This is a genomic window from Mycolicibacterium sarraceniae, assembly GCF_010731875.1.
GTDB lineage: Bacteria > Actinomycetota > Actinomycetes > Mycobacteriales > Mycobacteriaceae > Mycobacterium > Mycobacterium sarraceniae.
The window spans coordinates 2,639,483-2,662,989 of sequence record NZ_AP022595.1 but is presented as its reverse complement, the minus strand read 5'-3'; the positions used below and the strand labels follow the sequence as shown (position 1 = coordinate 2,662,989).

Here is a 23,507-nt window from a genome sequence, read left to right as displayed (position 1 = left end):
AGAGGACGAGCATGGCGGCAGGACTGTGGGTGCTGGCGGTCGACGACGAAGCTCCTGCGCTCGACGAGCTCAACTATCTGCTCGGTGGACACCCCGATATCGCCGAAGTCACCGGCGCGGGCGACGCGACCTCCGCGCTGCGGATCATCAACGAACGCACCGTCGACGCAATCTTCCTCGACATCAACATGCCCGGCCTATCCGGCCTCGAACTGGCCAGTGTGCTGGGCAATTTCACGCTTCCACCCGCCGTCGTTTTCGTCACCGCGCACGAGGACAAGGCGCTGGCCGCCTTCGAGGTCGGCGCGCTGGACTACCTGCTCAAGCCGATCCGCAAGGAGCGCCTCGACGAAGCCGTCCGGCGGGTGGTCACCGCGCGCGCCGCCGAGCCATCCCCGCCGGTTGACGAGCCACAGGCCGACACGATCCCCGTGGAACTCGGCGGGGTCACCCAGCTGGTGCGCTGTGACACCATCGGCTGGGTGGAGGCCGAGGGCGACTACGCGCGGCTGCATGCCGCGTCCGGCTCGCATCTAGTGCGAATTCCATTGAGCACCTTGGAAGATCGCTGGCGCAACCGCGGCTTCCAGCGAGTGCACCGCTCCTACCTCGTCGCCCTGAACATGGTGACCGGCCTGCGCACATCCGGCACCTCGACGATGGTGCGGATGCGGGCCAACGGCGCATCGGCCGCCATCGAGCTACCGGTCAGCCGCCGCCAGGCCCGCGAACTGCGCGACCGGCTGATCCGCGACCCGATGCGCACCTTCCGGCCCGGGACAGCCAATGACTAGGCCGAGCCGCCCGCAACGCGAACGCGTCGTGCTGGCCCACCGGCGCGGCACCCGCGTGGTGCACACCCGAGTGGAGGTCCAGGAGCAGACCGAGATCGGCGACGCGCTGGTGCGCGGCTTGGTGCGCGCGCAGCTGGGCCTGGCGCTGCGACTGGCCGCGGTGGTCGCCGGCGGCATGGCCGCGCTGCCGTTGATCAATGCGGTGTTCCCAGAACTGTCTGCCGCCAGCGTGTTCGGCGTGCGGCTGAACTGGCTGACCCTGGCGGCGCTCGTCTACCCCGCGCTGTATGGTGTCGGCCGGCTGTTCATCCGGCTGGCCGAACAGGGTGAGCGCGATTTCATGGGTGTGGTCGACGAAGAGAGCCCGCCGCCATGACCTCGACCGCGACCGCGCTGACCGCGGGCGGCCTGCTCGCGTCCGCGGTGGCGACGGTGGCGGTCGGCACCTACGGAGTTCGGCTGTCGCGCAACACATCCGACTTTCTGGTGGCCTCGCGCACCGTCGGCCCCCGCTGGAACGCCGCCGCGATCTCCGGTGAATACCTCTCGGCGGCTTCGTTTCTCGGTGTCGCGGGCCTGATCGCCAAGTACGGTGCCGACGCGCTGTGGTACCCGGTCGGGTTCACCGCCGGCTATCTGGGCCTGCTGCTGTTCGTCTCGGCCCCGCTGCGCCGCTCGGGCGCCTATACCGTGCCCGACTTCGCCGAGTTCCGGCTGGGCTCACCGCGCGTACGCCGGGTCGCGATGCTCGTGGTCGTCACGATCTGCATCCTCTACCTGATCCCCCAGTACCAGGGTGCCGGGATAGCCCTGAAAGCTCTTCTCGGCGTTCCGGTGTGGCTCGGCCCACTGGCGGTCGGCGGCATCGTCATCGCCAACGTCGTCGGCGGCGGGATGCGATCCATCACGTTCGTTCAGGCGTTCCAGTACTGGCTGAAGCTGACCGCCGTCGCCGCCCCCGCGCTCATGCTGCTGATGCATTTCGGCCACCAGCACCCCCAGCTGGCCGGTCCGCTCCCGCCGACGGTGAATCACCAGACCGTGGTCACGGTGGAGACCGACGTCGACGTCATCGTCGCCGACCCCGCCGGAGTGACGGTCGACAGTCACGCGCTGCCCGGGCCCGGCCAGTACACCCTGCGGGAGGGAACCGCCCTGACGCTGGCTGCCGGGGCGCAGACCCCCGTGGTCACCGGGGCGCCGGTCAACGGCGCCGCGTGGATCCAGAGTGGCGGCGGCCTGGGCGGTAACCACCCGCTCTATCAGGTGTTTTCGATCATGGTGGCGACATTCCTTGGTGCCATGGGCCTGCCGCACGTGCTGGTTCGCTTCTACACCAACCCTGACGGGCGCGCCGCGCGCCGGACCGCGCTGGCCGTGATCGTGCTGCTATCGCTGTTCTACCTGTTCCCCGTGCTGCTCGGGGTGTTCGCACGGCTCTACGTCCCACAGCTGCTCATCACCGGCAGGGCTGACGCCGCGGTGTTGCTGCTGCCGTCCGCCGCGATCGCCGGGCTGCCCGGCGAACTGGTCGGTGCCCTGGTGGCCGCCGGCGCCATCGCAGCCTTCCTGGCGACCTCGTCGGGTCTGCTGGTCAGCATCGCCGGCGCGGTGTCCACCGACGTGCTGCGCGGCCGGGTCAGCGATTTCCGTTGGGCGGCACTCATCGCCGGGCTCGTCCCGATTCCGCTGTCGTTGGTCGCGCCCAGCCTGGAACTGTCCCGCGGGGTCGGCCTGGCGTTCGCCGTCGCCGCGTCCACCCTGTGCCCGCTGCTGGTACTGGGGATCTGGTGGCGCGGTCTGACTGCTGCGGGCGCCATCGCGGGGTTGGTGGTCGGTGCGCTGGCTTGCGGTGTCGCGATCCTGGTGGCGGTCACCGGCTGGGTCGATGACGACGTGCTCGGCGGCTGGCTGACGACGTTGATCGGCTACCCCGCCGCCGTCACGGTTCCGTTGGCGTTCGCGACGATGACGCTCGTCAGCCGGCTCACCCGTGGCGATGCACCATCCGACGTGGCCCGCATCTTCGCCCGCATGCACGTACCGGAACGCCTGGGCATGGGGGTCGAGCGCGTGCCGCGGGGCTGACCCCCCGACCGTTCAACGGTGCCAGACAACCGTTCACCGCATGCTGCGCGCGAGCCCTCGGGCTGTGACCCACCTCTCAATATCCTGTCAGCACGATCGGAGTTCACACTTTCGAGCTGAGGAGCATGTGGTGCCCACAACCGACCTACCGCCGCGGGAAACCCAACCCAGCGGCGCCGAGTACCTGGCCGTACAGGCCAGTCCCGAATTCCAGGACCTGCGCCGCACGCTGCGCCGCTTCGTGTTCCCGACCACGGCGTTCTTCCTGATCTGGTACGCCACCTACGTCATCCTGGGCGCTTTCGCCCACGACTTCATGGCCATCAAGGTGTGGGGCAATATCAACCTCGGCCTGATCATCGGTCTTGGCCAGGTCCTGACGACGTTCCTGATCACCGGTCTCTACGTCCGGTTCGCCAACAAAGAGCTCGACCCGCGTGCCGAAGCCATCCGCGACGAGATGGAAGGCATCGCCAAGTGACCACCACCGTTCTCGCCGAGGCCAGCAAGATCGGCAATCCCGTCGTCAACATCAGCATCTTCGTGGCCTTCGTACTCGTCACGCTGTTCGTGGTGATTCGCGCCGGCCGCTCCAACACCAACGCCACCGAGTTCTTCACCGGTGGCCGCGCGTTCTCCGGGCCGCAGAACGGCATCGCCATCGCCGGTGACTATCTTTCGGCGGCAAGCTTTCTCGGTATCGCCGGCGCTATCGCGGTATACGGCTATGACGGCTTCCTCTACTCCATCGGGTTCCTGGTGGCCTGGCTGGTGGCACTGCTGCTGGTAGCCGAATTGTTGCGTAACACCGGCAAATTCACGATGGCCGACGTTCTGAGCTTCCGGCTTAAGCAGCGGCCGGTGCGGGTGGCCGCGGCCACCTCGACGCTGACGGTGTCGTTGTTCTACCTGCTGGCGCAGATGGCCGGTGCCGGTGGCCTGGTCGCACTGTTGCTCGACATCCATGGCCGCACCGCCCAGTCCGTCGTGATCGCGGTGGTCGGCGTGCTGATGATCGTCTACGTTCTGGTCGGCGGCATGAAGGGCACCACGTGGGTACAGATCATCAAGGCCGTGCTGCTGATCGTGGGTGCCGCAGTCATGACCGTGCTAGTCCTGGCCAAGTTTGGGCTGAACTTCTCGGAGATCCTCGGTTCCGCACAGCAGATGGTGCACGACGCCACCACCAAGGGCGTGTCCGGCCGTGACGTGCTGGCCCCCGGCGCGCAGTACGGCGCTAACACCACCTCGAAGATCAACCTGCTGTCGCTGGGGCTGGCTCTGGTGCTGGGCACCGCGGGCCTGCCACATGTGCTGATGCGCTTCTACACGGTGCCGACGGCCAAAGAGGCTCGGCGGTCGGTGGTTTGGGCAATCGCATTGATCGGCGCCTTCTACCTGTTCACCCTCGCACTGGGCTACGGTGCGGCGGCGATGGTCGGACCGGACAAGATCCTGGCCGCTCCCGGCGGGCAGAATTCGGCCGCACCACTGCTGGCGTTCCAGCTCGGCGGGGTGGTCCTGCTCGGCGTCATCTCTGCGGTGGCGTTCGCCACCATCCTGGCCGTGGTCGCGGGCCTGACCATCACGGCGTCGGCGTCGTTCGCCCATGACGTGTACGCGAGCGTCCTCAAGAAACACAAGGTGACCGAGGAAGAGCAGGTGCGGGTATCGCGGATCACCGCCGTCGTGCTCGGTATCGCCGCAATCGGGTTGGGCATCCTGGCCAACGGCCAGAATGTCGCATTCCTGGTAGCGCTGGCGTTCGCGGTGGCGGCCTCGGCGAACCTGCCGACGATCGTGTACTCGCTGTACTGGAAGCGCTTCAACACCCGTGGCGCACTGTGGAGCATGTACGGCGGCCTGATCAGCTGCCTGGTACTGATCGTTTTCTCGCCGGCCATCTCTGGCAACAAGACCGCGATGATCCCCGGTGCTGACTTCGATTTCTTCCCGCTCGCCAACCCCGGCATTGTGTCGATCCCGCTGGCGTTCATCCTCGGCATCATCGGCACGCTGACGTCCAAGGACACCGGCGATCCGGAGCTCAACGCCGAAATGGAGGTCCGGTCGCTGACCGGTGTCGGCGCCGAGAAGGCCGTCAGCCACTGAAATCGAGGTGAGAATCTCGCCGGGTCCGGGAATGGTGTCGATGTGGCAACGTTGACTTCGCTATCACCCGCACCCGGCGAGCTCTCGCCTTCGCCCTGCTGGCCCACGCTTTCGCTGCGATCATGCTGGGCACCACACTGCCCACCCCGCTGGACGCGCTGTACTCCGACCGCATGCATTTCGCGGTACTGACCACGACCGTCATCTACGCCACCTACGCCGGCGGCCTGTTGTTCGCACTGCTGGTCTTCGGCAGGTGGTCGGACGCCATTGGCCGGCCGCCGGTACTGCTGGCCGGCGGCCGGTACTGCTGGCCGGCACGGTGTGCGCACTCGCCAGCGCCGTGGTGTTCCTGATCGCGGATTCGGTGCCGCAACTGCTGGTCGGCCGCGTGGTCTCCGGGTTGTCGGCAGGGCTAACCGCCACCGCCGCGGTCATCGAGGCCGCGCCACCACGCTGGCGCAACCGCGCACCGATGGTCGCCACCATCGCCAATACGGGTGGTCTTGGCACCGAGCCGAAGTCAGCTCCACCTATTTCGTGGTGGCCTACGTCGCAATCTCGATCCCGGTGATCGGCGAGGGTTTCGCCGCCCGGGCCTGGGGCCTGCGCACCAGAGGCATCGTGTTCGCCACCGCGGTCGGGGTGCTGGCGCTGGCCTGCCTGGCAGCCATCCTTCGGCCGGAATCTTGCGAGAAATCAGGTAGATCTACCTACGCCGACGCGGACGAGTTTTCTCCCATGAGACTGGCTTTCCCGACCTCCGATGAGGTTGCGGCACAGATGTCGCCGGATCGTGACCGGGCGATCGACGTGATCCGGATCGGCGCGCTTCTTGGCGTAGTGCTGGGCCACCCGGTGATGGCGACGAGCGTCATCGCCGACGACGTCCTGCACTGTGACAACCCGCTGACCAGGCCGGTGGTGTTCCAGGCCGCAACCTGGATTTTCCAGATCCAGCCGCTGTTCTTCTTCGCCGGTGCCGCGGCAAGTATGGCGGCCTGGCGGGCCGACGCGAGCTGGGGTCAGTGGCTGATGAAGCGCTGCGCCAAGCTTTTTAGGCCGGTTTTCGCTTACCTGACGTTCTGGGCAGTGGCGCTGACCATCCTGCATCAGCTCTTGCCACCGCACGTCTCCAACCCGGTGGCCGGCGTCTGGACCCAGTTGTTGTGGTTTTTGGGCACCTACATGCTGATGCTGGCAGCGATGCCGCTGCTGATCCGGATCAGGACGCTGGCCCAGCTGGTCGCCGCCGCGACGGTGGTCTACCTGGCGGTGTGGCTAATCCCCGGCATGTTCGGGGTGGCCTACGGCCCCTACGATCTCAGCCTCGTCGGCATCGAGGGCCAGCGGCTCGCTAGCGTGGTGCCACCGTCGCTGCTGCGTGCCGGGCACGCAATCATGATGTGCTGCTTGATCATTGCCGCGGCACCCGCGATCGGCCGGTCGGCGCGCGCATCACGTGTGGAAATCGCTCTGCGGCAAAGCTTCCCGAGCAGATCCCCGGTTAGCCGCTCTTGCGGCGGAACTCCCGGCGATTCTCCACGGCCCCGTGCGAACGGGCTTGTTTGGCACCGCGGTCCGTGTGCGCGGAGCCGCCCGCCGATTTCGCCTTCTTACGCTCCAGCGCCTCGCGGAACTTTTGCTTGGTGTCGTCCTGCGGATCGGACTCTGATTCGGCCATGTTGGTGAGCCTAACGCGTGAGTCAGCGGATGCCCGGCGGCATTCCATAAACATGGGAGATCGGCATCGTGAGCAGCACCCGGCGGTCGTCGACCATGGCGCGGCGGTAGTCGTCCCAATCGGGATGTTCACCGGCGACGTTGCGATAAAGCGCGACGAGCCCCTCCACGGTGTCGTCGTGCGGTGCCGCCGCCGGCAGGGTGAGGATGGAGTTCCCCTCGGCAACGGCGTACGACCAGCCGTCGTCGGAGGACACCAGAAGCGATGCCCGTGGGTCGCGCCGCAGGTTACGGGTCTTGGCCCGCGGTTCGGTGATCGACACCTCAACGACGAGATTGCGCGGGTCGAAGTGATACGTCACGTTGGACAACTGCGGACGACCGTCCCGTTTGATGGTCGCCAACACACCGAGTTTGTTGCCCGCGATCACCGCCAGCAGCTTGTCGTCGAACGCGTGACGGGTCATCCGTCGAGACTACGTCGCTACCATCGAGAACATGACCCGCTATGCGGCTTTCTTGCGTGGTGTGAATATCGGCGGCGTGAACATGAAGATGGCCGACGTCACCGCGGCGCTGACCGATGCCGGATTCACCGACGTCACGACAATCCTCGCCAGCGGCGACGTTTTGCTCGACAGCGGCGCCACGGCGACCAAGGTCCGCGCGAAAGCCGAAGCCGCACTGCGGGATACGTTTGGTTACGACGCCTGGGTACTGGTCTATGACCTCAGGACCGTCAGCGCCGTCGCCGAGGCATACCCCTTCGACCCGGAGGTCGACGGTTATCAGTCTTGGATGACGTTCATCAGCGATCCCACCGTGCTCGACGAACTCGCCGCCCTGGCCGACGACGCCGGACCCGACGAGAAGATCGCCCGCGGCGAGGGCGTCCTTTACTGGCAGGTGCCCAAGAATTCCACCCTGGACTCGACCATCGGCAAAACGATGGGCAAGAAGCGCGACAAGTCGTCGACCACCACGCGCAACCTACGCACCCTGGCAAAGGTAGTGAAATGACAGAGGCAGTGACATGAGCAGCCATAAGATCGACGCCAGTGAGTTGGGCGGCGTTTCTGAAACCGCGTTGATGACGCTCAACGGTCGCGCCCATCAGGCCGGGCTGCCGGGCGCGATCCTGCACGACCCGATGGCCCTCAAGCTCGTCGACTCCATCGAGTTCGATTTCGACAAGTTCGGCCGCAAGGGACAGGAGATGGCATTGCGTTCGCTGGCCGTCGATGCCTGCGCGATCGAATATCTGACGAAGCATCCGAGGGCCACCGTCGTCGCGCTGGCCGAAGGATTCCAGACCAGCTTCTGGCGGTTGACCGAGGCCGTGCCCGACCCGCAGTTTCGCTGGCTGTCGGTGGATCTGGTGCCGGTGATCGCGCTGCGCGAGCGACTCCTGCCATCGTCACCGCGGATCACGGCACTGGGACAGTCTGCACTGGACTACAGCTGGATGGACCACGTCGACGCAGCAGACGGTGTGTTCATCACCGCCGAGGGCCTGCTGATGTACCTGCAGCCCGCCGAGGCGATGGACCTTATCGTGCAGTGCGCCAAGCGTTTTCCCGGTGGTCAGATGTTCTTCGACCTGCCGCCGGTGTTCGTCAAGAAACTCGCCCCGAAGGGGATGAAGTCATCGAGGCACTACCGGGTCCCGCCGATGCCATTCAGCCTGAGCACCATCCAGCTGGCCGATCTGGTCAATACTGTGCCGGGAATCAAAGCGGTGCACGATATTCCGATGCCGAAGGGCCGCGGCTTCTTCTTCAAGACAATATGGCCGGCCATATGGCACTTCGGCCCGACCAAGCGTTTCCGCGGGGCCTACACCCTGCTGGAATTCGGCTAGGGCTGGAATTCGGCTAGGGCTGGAATTCGGCTAGGGCTGGAATTCGGCTAGGGCTGGAATTCGGCTGAGGCTCAGCCGAACGCCGAGTCCAGATACCGCAGCGCCTCGTGCTTGCCCAGCCCGAGCGCGCGGACGGCCTCCACGTACGCATTGGCCGCGGCGGCCATCGCCGCATCGGCCGGATCGGCTCGCGCCACGAACGTCCCGAATCTCCCCCGGGTTTCGACGATCCCCGCTGTCTCCAGCTCGCGGTACGCGCGCGCCACGGTGTTCACGGCCAACCCCAGCTGACCGGCCAGCTCACGTACCGTCGGCAACCTGGTGCCCGGCGGCAACCGCCCCTCCCGGATCCCCTCGATGACCCGCGTTCTGAGCTGATCAAATAGTGGACGCCCGCCCCCTGCGTCGATGCGCAGTCCAAGCCCCAACTCCGACACACTGCTCAGTATCGCTTAGACCGGCTAGTTTGGGGGATGTGCGAATTGCGGTGCTGAGCGGGGCGGGGATATCCGCCGAGAGCGGTGTGCCGACGTTTCGCGACGACAAAACCGGGTTGTGGGCCAAGTACGACCCCTATGAACTGTCCAGCACCGACGGCTGGCAAAGCCACCCCGAACGAGTGTGGGCCTGGTACCTGTGGCGACACCATTTGGTCGAGCGTGTGCAACCAAATGATGGTCACCGCGCGGTCGCGGCCTGGCAGGACTACGCCGACGTCACCGTGATCACGCAGAACGTCGACAATCTGCACGAGCGGGCCGGTAGCACGACGGTGCATCACCTGCACGGCAGCCTCTTCGAATTCTGGTGTGACACCTGCGGATCTCGCTTCCACGGCCCGCTGCCGGACATGCCCGAGCCGGAACTGGAGAAGATGCCACCGCAGTGCGATATCTGCGGCGGGCTGATCCGCCCGGGCATCGTCTGGTTCGGTGAGCAGCTGCCCGACGAGCCGTGGCAGGCTGCCGTGGAGGCAGCGGCCACCGCCGACGTTCTCGTCGTGGTCGGCACCTCGGCGGTCGTCTATCCCGCGGCCGGTCTGCCTGAGGTCGCGCTCGCCCAGGGCGTGATCGTCGTGGAGGTCAACCCCGAACAGACCCCGCTGTCGGGCACCGCGACCCTGTCGATCCGGGAGTCGGCGAGCACCGCGCTGCCGCGGCTACTGCCGCAGCTGCCCGAGCTACTCGCCAACTGACTTCGACGCCCGGCCCAGCGCGACCTCTTGGGCGGGCAGCGGCACCCACGTCGGCAGCATGGCCTCGCGGCGCGCGGTGTCGATGACGAACCCGGCGCCGGCGATCGAGCGCTCGGTCTCGCGGTGCGTGTGGCAGTTCCCGGTGAACCGCGGCCAAATCGTGGCGTCGGCCAGCCGCTGCAACCCGCCCCGCCAGCCGGGGACGGCGATGTGCTCGAAGTAGCGCAGCTGCCCGCCCGGTTTCAGGACGGCGTTGAGCTGACGCAGCACCGCGTCCGGGTCAGCCACCGAGCACAGGACCAGCGAGCAGACCACCGCGTCGAAGGGTTCGGTGGCGGGCATGGCCTCGATCGTCGACTCGATCAGCGTGACCGGAACCGGCGCCGCCGCGGCGGCCGCTGTGGCCAGCGGTGCCAACCGGGTCTCGGGCTCGAGCGCGACGACCTCGGTCACTGATTCGGGGTAGAACGCGAAGTTACTTCCAGTGCCCGCGCCGACCTCCAGGACCCGTCCCGAAAGGTCTAAGAGATTGGCCCGGCGCAGCTCGCGCATGGCCCGTGACTCGTGTGCGGAGAGCACCGTCCAGAGGCGGGCGAAGAAGGGATTGTCAAACGTCTCTCCGACCATGGTTGTGGTGTCCTCTCGTCTCAAAACCGCCCTAGTCGCAGCCGGTTTTCGGGCCTGACCTGCGAGTAAGGTACTCGCAGGTAACCCGGAAGCTGACTCGCGGGTAACCGGGCACCTGACCCGAGAGTAATAATTGCCAGGAAACTCCGAATCGTGACTCAAAGTTTCCTTAAAAGTGACTCATACAGTCCATGAGTATGTGGATCGACGACACCAGTGCCGATGTCATCAAAATCGACTTCGACGAGCTTTACCACGGCGATTTCCTGGTGGAGGGCGATACCTCGGAGCAGTTCGAGGATCTCCCCCCGCTCGCCAACGCCAGCTAGGTAGCTCACCAGCAACCGCCCGGCCGGGCCCCGCGACATCGCAGTGCGATGCGTAGGGCCACACCGGGCGGTTTTTGCGCTCTAGGTCGAGGCCGCTCCAGATCAGGCCCTAAGCCGACAGTTCCTCGCTGCTGGGCACCGTGACCATGTCGATCAGCCTGTTCGTGATCAGCTGCTCGGCTTCGGTGACGATCCGGCTGATCAGCTCACCCACGGTCGGGATGTCGTCGATCAGGCCCATCACCGTTCCCACGGTCCAGATACCGGCGTCGATATCACCATCGTCGAACACCTTGCGGCCGCGCACGCCGGCCACCAGATCCTTGACGTCCTCGAATTGGCCGCCGCCCTTGAGGATCTCCACGACCTCGCGCGAGACGACGTTGGAGGCCACCCGGGCGGTGTTGTGCAGGCTGCGGAAGATCAGCTCGGTACCGCGCTCATCGCCGTCGACGATCGCCTGCTTCACGTTGTCGTGAATGCACGACTCGACCGTCGCCATGAACCGGGTGCCCATGTTGATGCCGTCGGCGCCCAGCGCCAGCGCGGCCACCAGACCGCGAGCATCGCCGAAACCGCCGGAGGCGATCATCGGAATCTCGATGTGCTTGGCGGCGGCCGGGATCAGCACCAGACCCGGGACGTCGTCCTCACCCGGATGTCCCGCGCACTCGAAACCATCGATGCTGATGCCGTCCACGCCCAGGCTCTGCGCCTTGACCGCGTGCCGCACCGAGGTGCACTTGTGCAGCACCTTGATGCCGTTGTCATGGAACATCGGCAGGTGCGGGGCCGGGTTGGAGCCGGCCGTCTCGACGATCTTGATGCCCTCGTTGACGATGACCTGGCGGTACTCGTCATACGGCGGCGGGTTGATCGCCGGCAGAATCGTCAGGTTCACCCCGAACGGCTTGTCGGTGAGCTCGCGGGTCTTCTGGATCTCCCGGCTCAGGTCCGCCGGCGTCGGCTGAGTGAGCGCGGTGATGAACCCGAGCCCGCCCGCATTGGCCACGGCCGCAACAAGTTCCGCGCGGCCCACCCACTGCATACCGCCCTGGGCGATTGGGTGCTCCACACCGAATACCTCGGTGAACTTCGTCATGAGTGTCATGTGATCACCGCGGAGCCATCCGGATCGCGCCATCCAGGCGGATCACTTCGCCGTTGAGCATCGGGTTCTCGACGATGTGCGTCGCCAGGGCGCCGTACTCGTCGGGGTCGCCGAGCCGGGCCGGGTGCGGTACCTGCTTGCCGAGGGAGGCCTGCGCCTCTTCCGGCAGCGAGCCCAGCAGCGGCGTCTTGAACAGGCCCGGCGCGATGGTGACGACACGGATGAGCTCGCGGGCCAGGTCGCGGGCGATCGGCAGGGTCATGCCGACGACACCGCCCTTGGATGCCGAGTACGCGGCTTGGCCGATCTGGCCATCGAACGCGGCCACCGATGCGGTGTTGATGATGACGCCGCGCTCTTCGCCGATCGGCTCGGTCTTGGCGATCCGCTCGGCGGACAGCCGCAGCACGTTGAAGGTGCCGATCAGGTTGACCTGGACGACGGCGTTGAACCAGTCCAGCGGGAACGGCCCGTCCTTGCCGAGGGTCTTGACGGCGTTGCCGATACCGGCGCAGTTGACGTTGATGCGCAGCGGCCCAAGCTCTTCGGCGAGGTCGAGAGCGGCCGACACCTGCTCGGGGTCGGTGACGTTGGCCTGAGCGAAGCGGGCGCGCGGGCCGAGTTCGGCCACCACCTCTTCACCCTTGAGGTCGATCACCACCACCGATGCACCGCGGTCGAGCAGGCGCTTGGCAGTGGCCAGGCCCAGACCTGAGGCACCACCGGTGACGACGGCTACGGCGTCCTTGATCTCCACGAATGGGTTTCCTTTCGATGACTCGACCTACTGGTTGGTTGGGGACTATACCCAGTCGCCCAGCACTGCTTCGTTGTCGGCTCCCGGAACACCCGGCGCGCTCGGCGCATCGAGCACGGTCCGGGAAAACCGCGGGGCCGGCGCTGGGAACGTGGAGCCCTGCTCGGTGTAGAACGTATCCCGCTCGGTGTTGTGCGCCTCGGCGTGCACTTCGGCGAACGAGAGCACCGGGGTACAGCAGGCGTCGCTGGTGGCGAACACCGCGGCCCAGTGGTCGCGGTCGTGCGCGGCAAAGGCCTGCGTGAGCACCGCTCGCAGTTCCGGCCAGCGGGCGATGTCGTTCTGATCGGGCAGGTCGGCGGCGTTCAAGCCCAGCTTCTCCAGCAGCTCGGCATAGAACTGCGGTTCGATCGCACCGACCGCGACATAGCGGCCGTCGGAGCATTCGTAGGTGTCGTAATAGGGCGCGCCGGTGTCGAGCATGTTGGTGCCGCGCACATCGCCCCACATCCCCATGTGGCGGAACGCCCATATCATTTGGGCCAGCACACTGGAGCCATCGACCATCGCGGCGTCGACCACCTGGCCCTTGCCGGAGCGCTCGCGCTCCCACAGCGCCGACAGGATGCCGACCAACAGGAACATCGAGCCGCCACCGAAGTCGCCGACCAGGTTCAGCGGCGGGACAGGGCGCTCGTTGGCGCGGCCGACGGCATGCAGCAGACCGTTGAGCGAGATGTAGTTGATGTCGTGGCCGGCCTGCTGGCTGCGCGGGCCGGTCTGACCCCAGCCGGTCATCCGGCCATAGATCAGCCGCTCGTTGACCTTGGCGCAGTCGTCCGGGCCCAGCCCGAGGCGCTCGGTGACACCGGGCCGGAAGCCCTCGATGAGCACGTCGGCCTTGGCGATGAGGCCCAGCACCATGTCGCGATCGGCGGGGTCTTTGAGGTTGGCGCCCACTGAGCGACGGTTGCGCAGCAGGTAGTCATTGCTGGGCACGCCGGCGCCCTTGCCGAGTCGATCGACGCGGACGACGTCGGCGCCGAGGTCACCGAGGATCATCGCGGCATGCGGACCCGGGCCGATACCGGCTAACTCGACAACCCGCAAACCGTGCAATGGTCCGGCCATAGCTATCTACCTTCCAATTGATTGATCGCCGCCTTAACTATTTACACCTGGGCTGACCCGACGCGGGCTGCGCCCCTGTAGCGGCCTATGGTGCAGCCATGACTACCGTCGACGCTTACGCCGGCATCCCGGAATTGACCGTGTCGCTCGACGGCGGACTCCTGACGGCGACGCTGAATCGACCGGGCAGCCTGAACTCGCTGAACGCGGCGATGCTGCGCGCCCTGGCCGACGTCCTGGCGCACGCGGCCGACGACCCGGCCGTGCGGGTGGTGCGGCTCGGCGGCGCCGGGCGTGGATTCAGCTCGGGTGCGGGTATCAGCGCCGACGATCAGTCCGAGCGCCGGCCGGATACCCCCGATGAGGTACTGGCCGAGGCCAACCGCGCGGTGCGGGCGATTGTGGACCTGCCCAAGCCGGTGGTGGCCGTCGTGCAGGGCCCGACGGCCGGGGTCGGGGTGTCGCTGGCACTGGCCTGCGACATCGTATTGGCATCGGAGAAGGCATTTTTTCTATTGGCGTTCACCAAGATCGGGCTGATGCCCGACGGCGGGGCGTCGGCATTGGTGGCCGCGTCCATTGGCCGGGCCCGCGCGATGAAGATGGCACTTCTGGCCGAACGTGTTTCGGCCGCCGAGGCATTCGACAGCGGGCTGGTCAGTGCGGTGTATCCGGCCGACGAGCTGGAGGCCGGGGTGGCCGCGGTGATCGACAAGCTGGCCTCCGGTCCGGCGGCCGCGCTACGCAAGACCAAGCAGGCGATCAATGCGGCGACGCTGACCGAACTCGACGCCGCGATCGGCCGGGAGAGCGAAGGCCAGCTGATCCTGTTGGGCACCAAAGATTTTCGCGAGGGAACCAAGGCGTTCCAAGAGCACCGCTCCCCCGGCTTTACTGACGAATAGCTCTACAACGACAGTTTGAGCGCACCGAAAATTGTTGGACGCGGCCCCGATCGGTGCGCGACCATTGATGTCATGAGCACGCACTACGACATTGGCGAGCCGGTGAGCACCACCGGCCGCTGGCGTGTGCTCGCGCCCTTCAAGTACCGCGAATTCCGTCTGCTCATCGCGGCGATGTCGCTGTTCCTGTTTGCCGAGGGCATGTGGACCGTCGTGATGGCCCTGCAAGTCATCGCGCTGGCCGATGATCCCGCCGCACTCTCGCTGGTCGCCGCGTGCCTAGCCGGCGGCATGCTGGCCTTCATCCTGGTCGGGGGCATCGTCGCCGACCGGGTACCGCAACGCGCCGTCATCATCGCCGTCGAGGCCGCCAACGTCGCGGCAACTGGCGCCGTAGCCGTCCTCGGCCTGACCGGCGAACTCAGGCTGTGGCATATGGCTGTTGCCGCAACGGTTCTCGGCATCGGCGCGGCATTCTTCTTCCCGGCCTACAACGCCTACCTGCCGCGCATCCTGCCCGCCGAGCACCTGCTGGCCGCCAACGGTGTCGAGGGCACAGTCCGCCCCACGTTGCAGCAAGCCATCGGTCCCGCCGCGGCGGGCGTCCTGATCGGACTGTCCTTCCCCGCGCTGGGTTCGGTGGCGGTGACCGTGCTGATGGCGGTAGGCCTGATCCTGTTGGTGGCGATGCGGCCGGGCAACGGGCAGCACATCGTGATGACCGTCGAGCGCGAGAAACCGCACGTGCTCACCGATCTGCGCGACGGCCTGCGCTTTGTGGTGCACACCCCGTGGCTGCGCTGGACGCTGCTGTTCGCTAGCACCTGGGTCTTTCTGGCGCTGGGCCCGATCGAAGTGCTGTTGCCGTTCATCGCCCGCGAGCGGTTCGCCGACGGTGAGCAGGTGTACGGGCTGATGCTCGCCGCGTTCGGACTGGGCAGCGCGGTGGGTGCGGTGGCCGTGTCCTCACGGCCACTACCGCGCCGCTACCTGACAGTGATGATGACGATGTGGGGCGTGGGCTCGGTGCCGTTCGTGATTGTCGGCACGACGTCCTCGCTGCCGCTGATGCTGGCCGCGCTATTCATCATCGGCCTCGCCGAAGGGGCCGGCGTGATCTGGGGGACGCTGCTGCAGCGCCGCGTACCCGCGCACCTGCTGGGCCGGGTGTCGAGCCTGGACTTCTTCGTCTCGCTCGCGTTCATGCCGGTGTCGATGGCGGTGGCCGGCCCACTGTCGAAGGTGGTCCCGGTGGCGCTCATCTTCGCCGTGGTTGGCATCGCGCCGGTGCTGCTGGCCGCGGTCGCGCTCGTCGCGGCGCGCATGCCCCACGACGAAATCGCCCACCCCCTGCGCTAGTGCCAGACTCCGAACATCGGCGGCAGTGCCAGCACCATGATCAGCCCCCACACCACGTGGGTCAGGGCCGGTGCCAGCACTCCGCCGGTGGCTCGGCGCTCCCACGCACACACCGTGCCCAGGATGAGAGCGGCGAAACCGAGCATCGGGTTGCCACTGGCGCAGGTCGCCACGGTGTAGATCAGCGTGGAGATCGCCACTGGATGAAATGTCCCCAGGGCGGGGTAGAGCGCGCCGCGGAAGAACAATTCCTCGGCGAGGCCGTTCACCAGAGTAATGAGCACCACCAGCGCCAAGCTGCCGTGATTGGCGTACTCCAGCACCCGGGTGATGCGTTCGGCCACCGGCCCGATCTCGCGCGCCACCAAACCGCCGACCACAAAGGCACCGCCGAGCAGCAGCCCGATCGTGATCCCGGTCAGCACGGGGCGCTGGTTGCGTCCGCGCCATCGGATGTGGCCCAGGTGCAACGGGCCCGATAGCCGGGCGCCCAAGGCCCACGCCGCCGCGAGCGCGAGCGTCAGCCAGTAGAACGCCGTATCGCCGGGTGTGCGCGTCAACGACAGGCCGAGCAGCACCGCGCCGACCACCAACGTCACGCACACGACGATGCGCCTGCGCCGGACCATCGAGGGCCATTCCTGATGCGGCACAGCGGTATTGGTCACCGCAGCGCGAATTTCAGCCATCGCCGCCATTACGTGTGCACCTTCGTCAGCAGCAGATCCAGCCCGGTACGCAACACCCCCGCCAGCGGGCCGGGCACGGAGTCGAACAGCCCCAGGGCGGGCCGGGCCACCGCCGGTGTCACGGTCGAGGCCACCCGCCGCAGCCGGAGCGCGTCTCCCCCGGCCCAGATCGGGTCGCTGTCGGCCAGGTGATGCGGGTCGGCCAGCTTGTCGACCGGGAGCGGCCGCCCGTTGGCCACTGCCGCGGCGACGGCGTCTTCGATGCTGGTGAGGCCTCCGGGCGGATCGGGCACATGGTCACGTAAGACAGTGTCGGAGGCAGTCATCGGATGGTCCAGCGATTCGATGAGATCGGCAGCCAGCCCGGTCGGCACCGGCACCGCGGCACCGGCGACCCGGCCGACGACGCCAAGGGGCACGATGTCGCGCACCGGCAGCCCCGCGCGAAGCGAGCCCACCGCGTCGACGTAGGTCGACAACAGCTGGCGATAGGTGGTCCGGCCCGGCCCCGCGATGTCGTAGGACCCGGCCGGCACGACGGCCGGGTCGGCCGCGGCGAGCAGGTAGTACAGCACATCGCGAATCGAGATCGGGTCGATGTCGTGATCGGCCCACGGCGGCAACGGGATCAGCCAGAATCGGTCGCCGACGTAGCGGACCATTTCGAACGACGTCGACCCCGCACCGATGATCACCGCCGCACCGAGCCAGACCAGCTCCGGTCCGCCTTCGACGCTGAGTGCGCCGGCGACCTCGGCGCGGCCGGCCAGATGCTCGGAGAGCGCGCCATCGTCAGGCACGAACCCACCGAGGTAGACGATCCGCTTCACCCCGGCGGCCTTGGCCGCGGCAGCGAGACTCGCGGCAGCGGTGTTATCCCGCTCGCGAAAGCCGGGTTGACCGATCCCGTGCACCAGGTAATAGACGACGTCGATCTGGCCGGAGACGCCAAACGCCGAGTCGATCGACGACGGATCGGCGGCGTCCAAGGCAACGGCAGTCACTCGGTCACACCAGCCGAATCGGCCGAGCTTCTCCGGGTCACGGGTGGCGGCGACGACGTCGTGCCCGGCGTCGAGCAGCCTGGCCACCAGCCGGGAGCCGACGTATCCGGTGGCACCGGTGACCAGAATCCGTAGCGACTTCACGGTAGGACTATCGGCAATCTGGACCCGGCGCAAACCTACTCGGGGCTGCGGTGCAGGTCGATGAGGTGTTCGTACACCGCGCGTTGTTGCCCTCCAACTCGGCGTCGGACAGCTCGCGACGGACCTTGGCCGGCACCCCCGCCACCAGCGAACGCGGCGGTATCACCGTCCCCTGCGGCACCACCGCGCCGGCACCCACGATCGATCCCGCCCCGATCACCGCCCCGTTGAGCACGATCGCGCCCATACCGACCAGGGCCCCATCCTCGACAGTGCAGCCGTGCAACACGGCGTTGTGCCCGACCGTCACGCCCGCCCCGATCCGGGCCGGGAATCCCGGGTCGACGTGCACGGTGGCACCGTCCTGAATGTTGCTGCCCTCGCCGACATCGATCCACTCTGCCTCGGCGCGCAGCGTCGCCGAGTACCACACACTGGCCCGCGCTGCGAGCCGCACCTGGCCGATCACCGCCGCGTTGGGCGCGACCCAGGACTCGACGTGCAGTTCGGGAGAGTGTCCGCGCACGGACATGATCAGAGGTTCGGCCATGGCCGACATCGTAGGCAGACGCTCCTCAGCTGCCTCGGAACACCTTGCGATAGCTCGACGGCGACATGCCGAGACCACGCCGCAGATGATGGCGAAGATTGCCGCCCGAACCCAGACCGGCGCGGCGGGCCACCTCGTCGACGGGGAGGTCATCGGTCTCGAGCAACTCGCGCGCCCGCTCGACTCGTCGGCTGCGCACCCAGCTGCCTGGCGACTGCCCGGTCTCGTCACGGAACCGGCGGCAGAAAGTGCGCTCGCTCATCCGGGCGTGGCGGGCCAGTTGTTCGATCGACAGCGGCTCGTCGAGGTGATCGAGCGCCCACTGCCGAGTCGGCGCGGTCGACGCCTGGGGGTCGCCGGGCACCTGTCGTTCGATGAACTGGGCCTGCCCACCTTCTCGCCAGGGCGGGACGACGCAGTAACGAGCCACCTCATTGGCCACGGACGCGCCGTGGTCGGCGCGAATGATGTGCAGGCACAAGTCAATTCCGGCGGCCAGCCCGGCCGAGCTGAGCACATCGCCGTCGTCGACGAACAACACGTTCTCGTCGAGCAGGACGTCTGGGTGCAGGGCACGAAGATCGTCGGCCCAGCGCCAGTGTGTGGTGGCCGCCCTGCCGTCGAGCACCCCGGCGGCGGCCAGCACGAACGCGCCGGTGCAGATCGATACGATCCGCGTGCCAGGCCGAATCGATGCCAGTGCCGCGGCCAGCTCAGGTTCCAGCTCGCCGCCCAGCCGGGCGGGCTGATACCGCGTGCCCGGGACAACGACGGTGTCGGCGGTCGCCAGCGCCTCGGGTCCGGCCCCCGGCACGATCGCATAGCCGTTGGTGGTGGCGACCGGCGCGCGGCGCAGCCCGCACACCACTACCTCGTAGAGCGGAGACCCCTCAGCTGTGGTGGCCGCGCCGAACAACGTCGGCGCGATCCCGGCGTCGAATCCGACGACGGGCTCGACCAGCAGGACGGCCACGCGATGCACACCGCCAGTCTGGCATGTTTTTGACGAATAGTGTCATTCTTGCCACTAGCCGGATCCCGGGCCGGTCGGCCAGAGTGATCCGGTGACCTCGACAACGACCGGGCGGGCCACCCGCATCGGTCTGCACTGGGCTTGGGTGGTGGCCGGCGTCAGCTTCGTCGCGATCCTCGGCGCGGCCGGATTCCGGTCGGTACCCGGCGTGATGATGAACCCGCTGCACCACGAGTTCGGCTGGTCGCACGGTGTGGTCGGGCTGGCGATGTCGGTCAACATGACGCTGTTCGGGCTGACGGCGCCGTTCGCGGCCGCCCTGATGGACCGGTTCGGGGTGCGCCCGGTGCTGACGGCTGCGCTGCTACTGATTGCGACGGGCTCGGCGGCCAGCGTGCTGATGACCACCAGCTGGCAGCTGGTGCTGCTGTGGGGCGTGCTGGTGGGCGCAGGCACCGGCGCGATTTCGATGGGGTTCGTCGCCACGGTCGCGGTGCGGTGGTTCGAGCAGCGGCGAGGGTTGGTCACCGGCGTGCTCACCGCCGCGGGCGCCACCGGGCAGCTGATCTTCCTGCCGGTCGTGGCCGAGGTGACGACCCGCCACGGCTGGCGCTGGGCCTCGCTGATCGTCGCCGCCGCCGCGCTGACGGTGGTGCCGCCAGTGCTGCTGCTGATGCGAAACTATCCGGCGGACAAAGGCTTGCTGCCCTACGGCGCCACGGAAGCCGAAGTGCCGCAAGCAGTTGCATCCTCAAGTTTCCGAGCAGCCTTCGACGGGTTGCTCATCGGCGCACGCCTCCCGGCGTTCTGGTTGCTGGCCGCCAGCTTCGCCATCTGCGGGATGACCACCAACGGTCTGATCGGCACGCACTTCATCCCGGCCGCCAACGACCACGGCATGCCCACCACGGTCGCCGCCGGACTGCTGGCGGCCGTGGGCGTGCTCGACGTTGCGGGCACGATCTTCTCCGGCTGGCTCACCGACCGCGTCGACCCTCGGCTGCTGCTGGTGGTCTACTACCTCGGACGGGGGTTGTCACTGTTGGCGCTGCCCGCGCTGCTGTCCCCGCACGCTGAACCGAGCACCTGGGTGTTCATCATCTTCTACGGCCTGGACTGGGTGGCCACCGTGCCGCCGACGATCGTGCTGTGCCGGGAGTACTTCGGTGCGCGCTCGCCGGTGGTGTTCGGCTGGGTGTTCGCCGCCCATCAAATCGGAGCGGCGGTGGCCGCCTTCGGAGCCGGCTGGCTGCGCGATGTCAACGGCAGCTACGACCCGGCGTTCCATTCCGCCGCCGGGCTCTGCGCGGCAGCGGCACTGCTGTGTTGGCGGATACGCCGGCCGGGCCTCTGACCTGGACATTGAGTGCCCGTTTTGAGACTGACACTGAGCTGCACGTACGATTCACGGGGCGCAGCGGTAACGGGGACCCGCGATTGGCCGACTCCCTAGCAGAACTCAAGGAGCCATGTGAGCACTCGCACCAAGTCCCTGGGCGTCGCAGCGGCGCTGGCTGCCATCGCCGTCGCCATCCCGACCGCCGTCCAGGCCTACGCCGATCCGACGCCCACCACGACCACCCCGGCAGCGCCGACCACGTCGGAACTCCCGGCGCCGAGCATGAGCCAGCTGCCCGATCCACAGGGCTCGGGCTGCGATGCCTATAAGAACCGGATCCCCTCCGGCCCGGGCTCGTTCGCCAGCATGGGCACCCAGACGGCGACCGCGGCGATCGCCGCCAACCCGGACCTGAGCACCTTCAACGCGGCGATCTCCGGCGGGTTCAATCCGGCCGTCAACATCGGCAGCGTGATCGACGGCGGGCCCTACGTGGTGTTCGCGCCGACGAATGACGCCTTCGCCAAGCTCGACGAGGCGACGCTGGCTCAGCTCAAGAGCGATCCGGCCATGCTGACCTCGACGCTCTTCTACCACCTGGTGCTTGGCTACCTCGGCCCCGACGACCTGCACGGCAAGATGCCGACGCAGCAGGGCAGCGTGGTGAACGTGACCGGCAAGGGCGGCGACATCAAGATCAACGACAGCGTGAAGGTGCTGTGCGGCTACACCACCCGCGCCGCCTACATCTATATGATCGACACCGTGCTCAGCCCGGGCGACGCACCGACGCCGAACACGGCGACGAGCACCAGCACCACGACGTCGACGACGGCGAAGCCCGCCTAGCGCGCCTTCCAGACCGGCGGGCGCTTCTCGGCGAAGGCCAGCGGGCCCTCCATCGCGTCCTCGGATTTCATCAGCGCGCCGATTTCTTTTATCGTGCGCGTCCAGCCGGCCTCGTCGGCGGTGATGACGCCGTCGTCGACTCCGACCGCAACTCGCTTACTGGCCTGCACGGCCAGCGGTGCGTTGACGGTAATGCGTTGCGCCAGAGCCAATGCCGCGTCGACGGCGGTGCCGTCGGGCACCACCTCGTTGATCAGGCCCCACTCCAGCGCCTCGGCAGCGGTGATCGGTTCGCCGGTGAACAGCACCTGCATGGCCACCTTGCGGGGCAGCTGATCGACGATCCGGAACACGCCCCCGGCTGCGGCGACCAGACCGCGCTTCACTTCCGGCAACCCGAATTTGGCGCTCTCCTGGGCGACCACGAGGTCACTGGCCAGCGCCAGCTCGGTGCCGCCACCGAACGCCGCGCCATTGACCGCCGCGATCGTCGGTTTGTCGATGAAGTGGCGCACATAGCCTGCGAAGCCCCACTCGGGGTGCTGCGGGTGAAAGAGGTTCTCCCGCTTATAGATCGCCTTGAGGTCGGCGCCGGCACAGAACGATTTGTCGCCCGCGCCGGTGAGCACCACAGCCCAGACGTCGACGTCATCCTGCGCCTGCTGAAGCAGGTCACCGACGGCGGTGCTCACCGCGCCGTTGACGGCGTTGCGCGCATCGGGTCGGTTGATGGTGATGACCAGGACGTTGCCCCGCCGCTCGCAGAGAGCGGCGGGGGTCTCGACGTCGGTCACTACAGCAGCTCGAGGATGGTGGCATTGGCCTGGCCGCCGCCTTCACACATGGTCTGCAGACCGTACTGGATGTTGTTGTCCCGCATGTGATACAGCAGCGTGGTCAGAATCCGGGCACCTGAGCCGCCGAGCGGGTGGCCCAGCGCGATCGCGCCGCCATTGGGGTTGAGCTTGGCCTCGTCGGCTCCAATGTCCTTGAGCCACGCCATTGGGACCGGGGCGAAGGCCTCGTTGACCTCGAAAGCACCGATCTGGTCGACCGTCAGGCCGGACTTGGCCAACGCCTTCTGAGTGGCCGGGATCGGCGCGGTCAGCATGATGACCGGGTCGGCGCCGGCGAGCACGGCGGTATGCACCTTCGCCAGCGGCTTGAGGCCCAGGTCCTTGGCCTTCTCCGCCGACATGATCAGCAGCGCGGCCGAGCCGTCGGAGATCTGGCTGGAGTTGCCGGCGTGGATCACACCGTCTTCGCGGAAAGCCGGCTTGATCTTGGCCATCGACTCCACAGTGCCGCCGCGGCGGATGCCGCCGTCTTCGAGCACCACGGTGTCGTTGCCATCGGCGTCCTTGGTCTTGATGCCGACGATCTGATCGGAGAATGCGCCGGAATCCTGGGCGGCCGCGGCCTTCTCATGCGAACGCAGCGAAAACTCGTCGAGCTGGGTGCGACTGAAGCCCCACTGCTCAGCGATCATCTCGGCGCCGACACCCTGGTTCGGGTTTGTGGTGTAGCGGGCCTTGAACGACTCTCCGTAAGGGTTGCCGCCGTTGGCCAGCGAGGCGCCCATCGGGGTGCGTGACATCGACTCGACACCGCCGGCGACGACGACGTCATAGTGGCCCGCGACAACGCCTGCCACCGCGAAGTGCAGTGACTGCTGGCTGGAACCGCACTGGCGGTCCACGGTCACGCCCGGGACGCTCTCAGGCCAGCCGGCGGACAGCACCGCGGTGCGGGCAATGTCGAGCGCCTGCTCACCGGCCTGCATGACACAACCCCAGATCACATCGTCCACGAGCGCGGGGTCGACGCCGGCGCGCTCCACCAGGCCGTTGAGGACCTGAGCAGACAGCTCCGCCGGGTGGATACCGGACAGTCCACCATTACGCTTGCCGACCGGCGTACGCACAGCTTCGACAATTACCGCTTCAGCCATCGGCCTACTCCTTATGCAGAGGGGGTTGATCTTCGATTTCTAACACGCCCCCGCCG

25 protein-coding genes and 3 pseudogenes are annotated in these 23,507 nt (G+C 67.3%); 15 read left to right on the top strand and 13 right to left on the bottom strand.

The features are described from left to right. Nucleotides 1-11 precede the first annotated feature (11 nt). The 7 genes and pseudogenes from G6N13_RS13440 to G6N13_RS13410 all read left to right on the top strand — a co-directional run. Nucleotides 12-794 (top strand): LytR/AlgR family response regulator transcription factor, encoded by a 783-nt coding sequence (locus G6N13_RS13440; RefSeq protein ID WP_163697715.1) that lies wholly within the window; start codon nucleotides 12-14, stop codon nucleotides 792-794. Further along, the gene (locus tag G6N13_RS13435; protein WP_163697713.1) at nucleotides 787-1,170 is read left to right on the top strand and encodes a hypothetical protein; all 384 of its coding nucleotides are present in this window, start codon (nucleotides 787-789) and stop codon (nucleotides 1,168-1,170) included. The genes G6N13_RS13440 and G6N13_RS13435 overlap by 8 nt, the downstream gene beginning before the upstream one ends. After that, nucleotides 1,167-2,882, top strand: a complete 1,716-nt coding sequence (locus G6N13_RS13430) for a sodium/solute symporter (RefSeq protein ID WP_163697711.1) — start codon at nucleotides 1,167-1,169, stop codon at nucleotides 2,880-2,882. The genes G6N13_RS13435 and G6N13_RS13430 overlap by 4 nt, the downstream gene beginning before the upstream one ends. A gap of 130 nt (nucleotides 2,883-3,012) precedes the next feature. Beyond that, nucleotides 3,013-3,363 (top strand): DUF485 domain-containing protein, encoded by a 351-nt coding sequence (locus tag G6N13_RS13425; RefSeq protein WP_235677752.1) that lies wholly within the window; start codon nucleotides 3,013-3,015, stop codon nucleotides 3,361-3,363. Continuing rightward, the gene (locus tag G6N13_RS13420; protein ID WP_163697706.1) at nucleotides 3,360-4,994 is read left to right on the top strand and encodes a monocarboxylic acid transporter; all 1,635 of its coding nucleotides are present in this window, start codon (nucleotides 3,360-3,362) and stop codon (nucleotides 4,992-4,994) included. The genes G6N13_RS13425 and G6N13_RS13420 overlap by 4 nt, the downstream gene beginning before the upstream one ends. A 122-nt stretch (nucleotides 4,995-5,116) precedes the next feature. Next, nucleotides 5,117-5,514: pseudogene (locus G6N13_RS13415) on the top strand (MFS transporter); the annotation flags it as partial. 221 nt (nucleotides 5,515-5,735) lie between these two features. Continuing rightward, nucleotides 5,736-6,461 (top strand): annotated as a pseudogene (locus G6N13_RS13410) (acyltransferase family protein); the annotation flags it as partial. 40 nt (nucleotides 6,462-6,501) lie between these two features. Here the strand turns inward: G6N13_RS13410 and G6N13_RS13405 are convergent. Together G6N13_RS13405 and G6N13_RS13400 are read right to left on the bottom strand one after the other, a co-directional pair. Further along, entirely contained in the window at nucleotides 6,502-6,678 is a 177-nt protein-coding gene (locus G6N13_RS13405) for a DUF5302 domain-containing protein (protein WP_163702079.1), read from the bottom strand. Between the two features lie 22 nt (nucleotides 6,679-6,700). Continuing rightward, the gene (locus tag G6N13_RS13400; protein ID WP_163697705.1) at nucleotides 6,701-7,144 is read right to left on the bottom strand and encodes a PPOX class F420-dependent oxidoreductase; all 444 of its coding nucleotides are present in this window, start codon (nucleotides 7,142-7,144) and stop codon (nucleotides 6,701-6,703) included. A 31-nt stretch (nucleotides 7,145-7,175) separates the two neighbouring features. Here G6N13_RS13400 and G6N13_RS13395 point away from each other — a divergent pair, with 31 nt between their 5' ends. Both G6N13_RS13395 and G6N13_RS13390 read left to right on the top strand, forming a co-directional pair. Continuing rightward, the gene (locus G6N13_RS13395) at nucleotides 7,176-7,697 is read left to right on the top strand and encodes a DUF1697 domain-containing protein (protein WP_163697702.1); all 522 of its coding nucleotides are present in this window, start codon (nucleotides 7,176-7,178) and stop codon (nucleotides 7,695-7,697) included. 13 nt (nucleotides 7,698-7,710) lie between these two features. Beyond that, nucleotides 7,711-8,538 carry a class I SAM-dependent methyltransferase gene (locus G6N13_RS13390; RefSeq protein ID WP_163697699.1) on the top strand — a complete coding sequence of 276 codons (828 nt, stop codon included), beginning with the start codon at nucleotides 7,711-7,713 and terminating at the stop codon, nucleotides 8,536-8,538. A 71-nt stretch (nucleotides 8,539-8,609) separates the two neighbouring features. Here the strand turns inward: G6N13_RS13390 and G6N13_RS13385 are convergent, their stop codons facing one another. Continuing rightward, the gene (locus G6N13_RS13385; RefSeq protein ID WP_163697697.1) at nucleotides 8,610-8,975 is read right to left on the bottom strand and encodes an Rv1152 family transcriptional regulator; all 366 of its coding nucleotides are present in this window, start codon (nucleotides 8,973-8,975) and stop codon (nucleotides 8,610-8,612) included. 38 nt (nucleotides 8,976-9,013) lie between these two features. Between G6N13_RS13385 and G6N13_RS13380 the strand changes: the two genes are divergently transcribed. After that, the gene (locus tag G6N13_RS13380; protein ID WP_163697695.1) at nucleotides 9,014-9,733 is read left to right on the top strand and encodes an SIR2 family NAD-dependent protein deacylase; all 720 of its coding nucleotides are present in this window, start codon (nucleotides 9,014-9,016) and stop codon (nucleotides 9,731-9,733) included. On the opposite strand, the gene G6N13_RS13375 is transcribed toward G6N13_RS13380, so the two are convergent. Continuing rightward, on the bottom strand, nucleotides 9,719-10,360 hold the full coding sequence (locus G6N13_RS13375; protein WP_163697693.1) for a class I SAM-dependent methyltransferase: 642 nt from the start codon (nucleotides 10,358-10,360) through the stop codon (nucleotides 9,719-9,721). The genes G6N13_RS13380 and G6N13_RS13375 overlap by 15 nt on opposite strands. Nucleotides 10,361-10,557: 197 nt before the next feature. Here G6N13_RS13375 and G6N13_RS25715 point away from each other — a divergent pair, with 197 nt between their 5' ends. After that, nucleotides 10,558-10,689 (top strand): hypothetical protein, encoded by a 132-nt coding sequence (locus G6N13_RS25715; RefSeq protein WP_005147116.1) that lies wholly within the window; start codon nucleotides 10,558-10,560, stop codon nucleotides 10,687-10,689. A 109-nt stretch (nucleotides 10,690-10,798) separates the two neighbouring features. Here G6N13_RS25715 and G6N13_RS13370 read toward each other — a convergent pair whose 3' ends face one another. From G6N13_RS13370 to G6N13_RS13360, 3 genes are read right to left on the bottom strand one after another with little or no spacing between them, the layout of a single operon-like run. Beyond that, nucleotides 10,799-11,800 (bottom strand): NAD(P)H-dependent flavin oxidoreductase, encoded by a 1,002-nt coding sequence (locus tag G6N13_RS13370; RefSeq protein ID WP_163697691.1) that lies wholly within the window; start codon nucleotides 11,798-11,800, stop codon nucleotides 10,799-10,801. A gap of 4 nt (nucleotides 11,801-11,804) precedes the next feature. Beyond that, complete coding sequence (locus G6N13_RS13365; protein ID WP_163697690.1) at nucleotides 11,805-12,557, bottom strand: 3-hydroxyacyl-CoA dehydrogenase; 753 nt, start codon at nucleotides 12,555-12,557, stop codon at nucleotides 11,805-11,807. A gap of 45 nt (nucleotides 12,558-12,602) precedes the next feature. Further along, the gene (locus G6N13_RS13360) at nucleotides 12,603-13,688 is read right to left on the bottom strand and encodes a CaiB/BaiF CoA transferase family protein (RefSeq protein ID WP_163697688.1); all 1,086 of its coding nucleotides are present in this window, start codon (nucleotides 13,686-13,688) and stop codon (nucleotides 12,603-12,605) included. Between the two features lie 98 nt (nucleotides 13,689-13,786). Here G6N13_RS13360 and G6N13_RS13355 point away from each other — a divergent pair, with 98 nt between their 5' ends. Together G6N13_RS13355 and tet(V) are read left to right on the top strand one after the other, a co-directional pair. Then, entirely contained in the window at nucleotides 13,787-14,593 is an 807-nt protein-coding gene (locus G6N13_RS13355) for an enoyl-CoA hydratase (RefSeq protein WP_163697686.1), read from the top strand. Between the two features lie 72 nt (nucleotides 14,594-14,665). After that, nucleotides 14,666-15,952 carry a tetracycline efflux MFS transporter Tet(V) gene (gene tet(V) / locus G6N13_RS13350; RefSeq protein ID WP_163697684.1) on the top strand — a complete coding sequence of 429 codons (1,287 nt, stop codon included), beginning with the start codon at nucleotides 14,666-14,668 and terminating at the stop codon, nucleotides 15,950-15,952. On the opposite strand, the gene G6N13_RS13345 is transcribed toward tet(V), so the two are convergent. The 4 genes and pseudogenes from G6N13_RS13345 to G6N13_RS13330 form a co-directional block, all read right to left on the bottom strand. After that, nucleotides 15,949-16,650 carry a CPBP family intramembrane glutamic endopeptidase gene (locus tag G6N13_RS13345; RefSeq protein WP_163697682.1) on the bottom strand — a complete coding sequence of 234 codons (702 nt, stop codon included), beginning with the start codon at nucleotides 16,648-16,650 and terminating at the stop codon, nucleotides 15,949-15,951. The two genes, tet(V) and G6N13_RS13345, sit on opposite strands and share 4 nt — an antisense overlap. After that, nucleotides 16,650-17,789 carry an NAD(P)H-binding protein gene (locus tag G6N13_RS13340; protein ID WP_163697680.1) on the bottom strand — a complete coding sequence of 380 codons (1,140 nt, stop codon included), beginning with the start codon at nucleotides 17,787-17,789 and terminating at the stop codon, nucleotides 16,650-16,652. The genes G6N13_RS13345 and G6N13_RS13340 overlap by 1 nt, the downstream gene beginning before the upstream one ends. Nucleotides 17,790-17,824: 35 nt before the next feature. Next, nucleotides 17,825-18,339, bottom strand: a pseudogene (locus G6N13_RS13335) (gamma carbonic anhydrase family protein). A gap of 25 nt (nucleotides 18,340-18,364) precedes the next feature. Beyond that, nucleotides 18,365-19,321, bottom strand: coding sequence for a GlxA family transcriptional regulator (locus tag G6N13_RS13330; protein WP_163697678.1), 957 nt, complete (start codon nucleotides 19,319-19,321; stop codon nucleotides 18,365-18,367). Between the two features lie 82 nt (nucleotides 19,322-19,403). Here G6N13_RS13330 and G6N13_RS13325 point away from each other — a divergent pair, with 82 nt between their 5' ends. Together G6N13_RS13325 and G6N13_RS13320 are read left to right on the top strand one after the other, a co-directional pair. Continuing rightward, complete coding sequence (locus tag G6N13_RS13325) at nucleotides 19,404-20,666, top strand: MFS transporter (RefSeq protein ID WP_163697676.1); 1,263 nt, start codon at nucleotides 19,404-19,406, stop codon at nucleotides 20,664-20,666. A gap of 117 nt (nucleotides 20,667-20,783) precedes the next feature. Beyond that, nucleotides 20,784-21,500, top strand: a complete 717-nt coding sequence (locus G6N13_RS13320) for a fasciclin domain-containing protein (protein ID WP_163697674.1) — start codon at nucleotides 20,784-20,786, stop codon at nucleotides 21,498-21,500. On the opposite strand, the gene G6N13_RS13315 is transcribed toward G6N13_RS13320, so the two are convergent. Both G6N13_RS13315 and G6N13_RS13310 read right to left on the bottom strand, forming a co-directional pair. Beyond that, on the bottom strand, nucleotides 21,497-22,294 hold the full coding sequence (locus G6N13_RS13315) for a crotonase/enoyl-CoA hydratase family protein (protein ID WP_163697673.1): 798 nt from the start codon (nucleotides 22,292-22,294) through the stop codon (nucleotides 21,497-21,499). The genes G6N13_RS13320 and G6N13_RS13315 overlap by 4 nt on opposite strands. Next, nucleotides 22,294-23,451 (bottom strand): thiolase family protein, encoded by a 1,158-nt coding sequence (locus G6N13_RS13310; protein WP_163697671.1) that lies wholly within the window; start codon nucleotides 23,449-23,451, stop codon nucleotides 22,294-22,296. The genes G6N13_RS13315 and G6N13_RS13310 overlap by 1 nt, the downstream gene beginning before the upstream one ends. Nucleotides 23,452-23,507: the final 56 nt, after the last annotated feature.

What these genes read in the sequence shown, in the direction of transcription:
- G6N13_RS13395 (WP_163697702.1), top strand. Translation starts at nt 7,176, where the DNA reads ATGACCCGCTATGCGGCTTTCTTGCGTGGTGTGAATATCGGCGGCGTG.
- G6N13_RS13310 (WP_163697671.1), bottom strand. Translation starts at nt 23,451, where the DNA reads ATGGCTGAAGCGGTAATTGTCGAAGCTGTGCGTACGCCGGTCGGCAAG.
- G6N13_RS13360 (WP_163697688.1), bottom strand. Translation starts at nt 13,688, where the DNA reads ATGGCCGGACCATTGCACGGTTTGCGGGTTGTCGAGTTAGCCGGTATC.
- G6N13_RS13400 (WP_163697705.1), bottom strand. Translation starts at nt 7,144, where the DNA reads ATGACCCGTCACGCGTTCGACGACAAGCTGCTGGCGGTGATCGCGGGC.
- G6N13_RS13345 (WP_163697682.1), bottom strand. Translation starts at nt 16,650, where the DNA reads ATGGCGGCGATGGCTGAAATTCGCGCTGCGGTGACCAATACCGCTGTG.
- G6N13_RS13375 (WP_163697693.1), bottom strand. Translation starts at nt 10,360, where the DNA reads ATGGTCGGAGAGACGTTTGACAATCCCTTCTTCGCCCGCCTCTGGACG.
- G6N13_RS13390 (WP_163697699.1), top strand. Translation starts at nt 7,711, where the DNA reads ATGAGCAGCCATAAGATCGACGCCAGTGAGTTGGGCGGCGTTTCTGAA.
- G6N13_RS13430 (WP_163697711.1), top strand. Translation starts at nt 1,167, where the DNA reads ATGACCTCGACCGCGACCGCGCTGACCGCGGGCGGCCTGCTCGCGTCC.
- G6N13_RS13440 (WP_163697715.1), top strand. Translation starts at nt 12, where the DNA reads ATGGCGGCAGGACTGTGGGTGCTGGCGGTCGACGACGAAGCTCCTGCG.
- G6N13_RS13435 (WP_163697713.1), top strand. Translation starts at nt 787, where the DNA reads ATGACTAGGCCGAGCCGCCCGCAACGCGAACGCGTCGTGCTGGCCCAC.
- G6N13_RS13405 (WP_163702079.1), bottom strand. Translation starts at nt 6,678, where the DNA reads ATGGCCGAATCAGAGTCCGATCCGCAGGACGACACCAAGCAAAAGTTC.
- G6N13_RS13355 (WP_163697686.1), top strand. Translation starts at nt 13,787, where the DNA reads ATGACTACCGTCGACGCTTACGCCGGCATCCCGGAATTGACCGTGTCG.
- G6N13_RS25715 (WP_005147116.1), top strand. Translation starts at nt 10,558, where the DNA reads ATGTGGATCGACGACACCAGTGCCGATGTCATCAAAATCGACTTCGAC.
- G6N13_RS13370 (WP_163697691.1), bottom strand. Translation starts at nt 11,800, where the DNA reads ATGACACTCATGACGAAGTTCACCGAGGTATTCGGTGTGGAGCACCCA.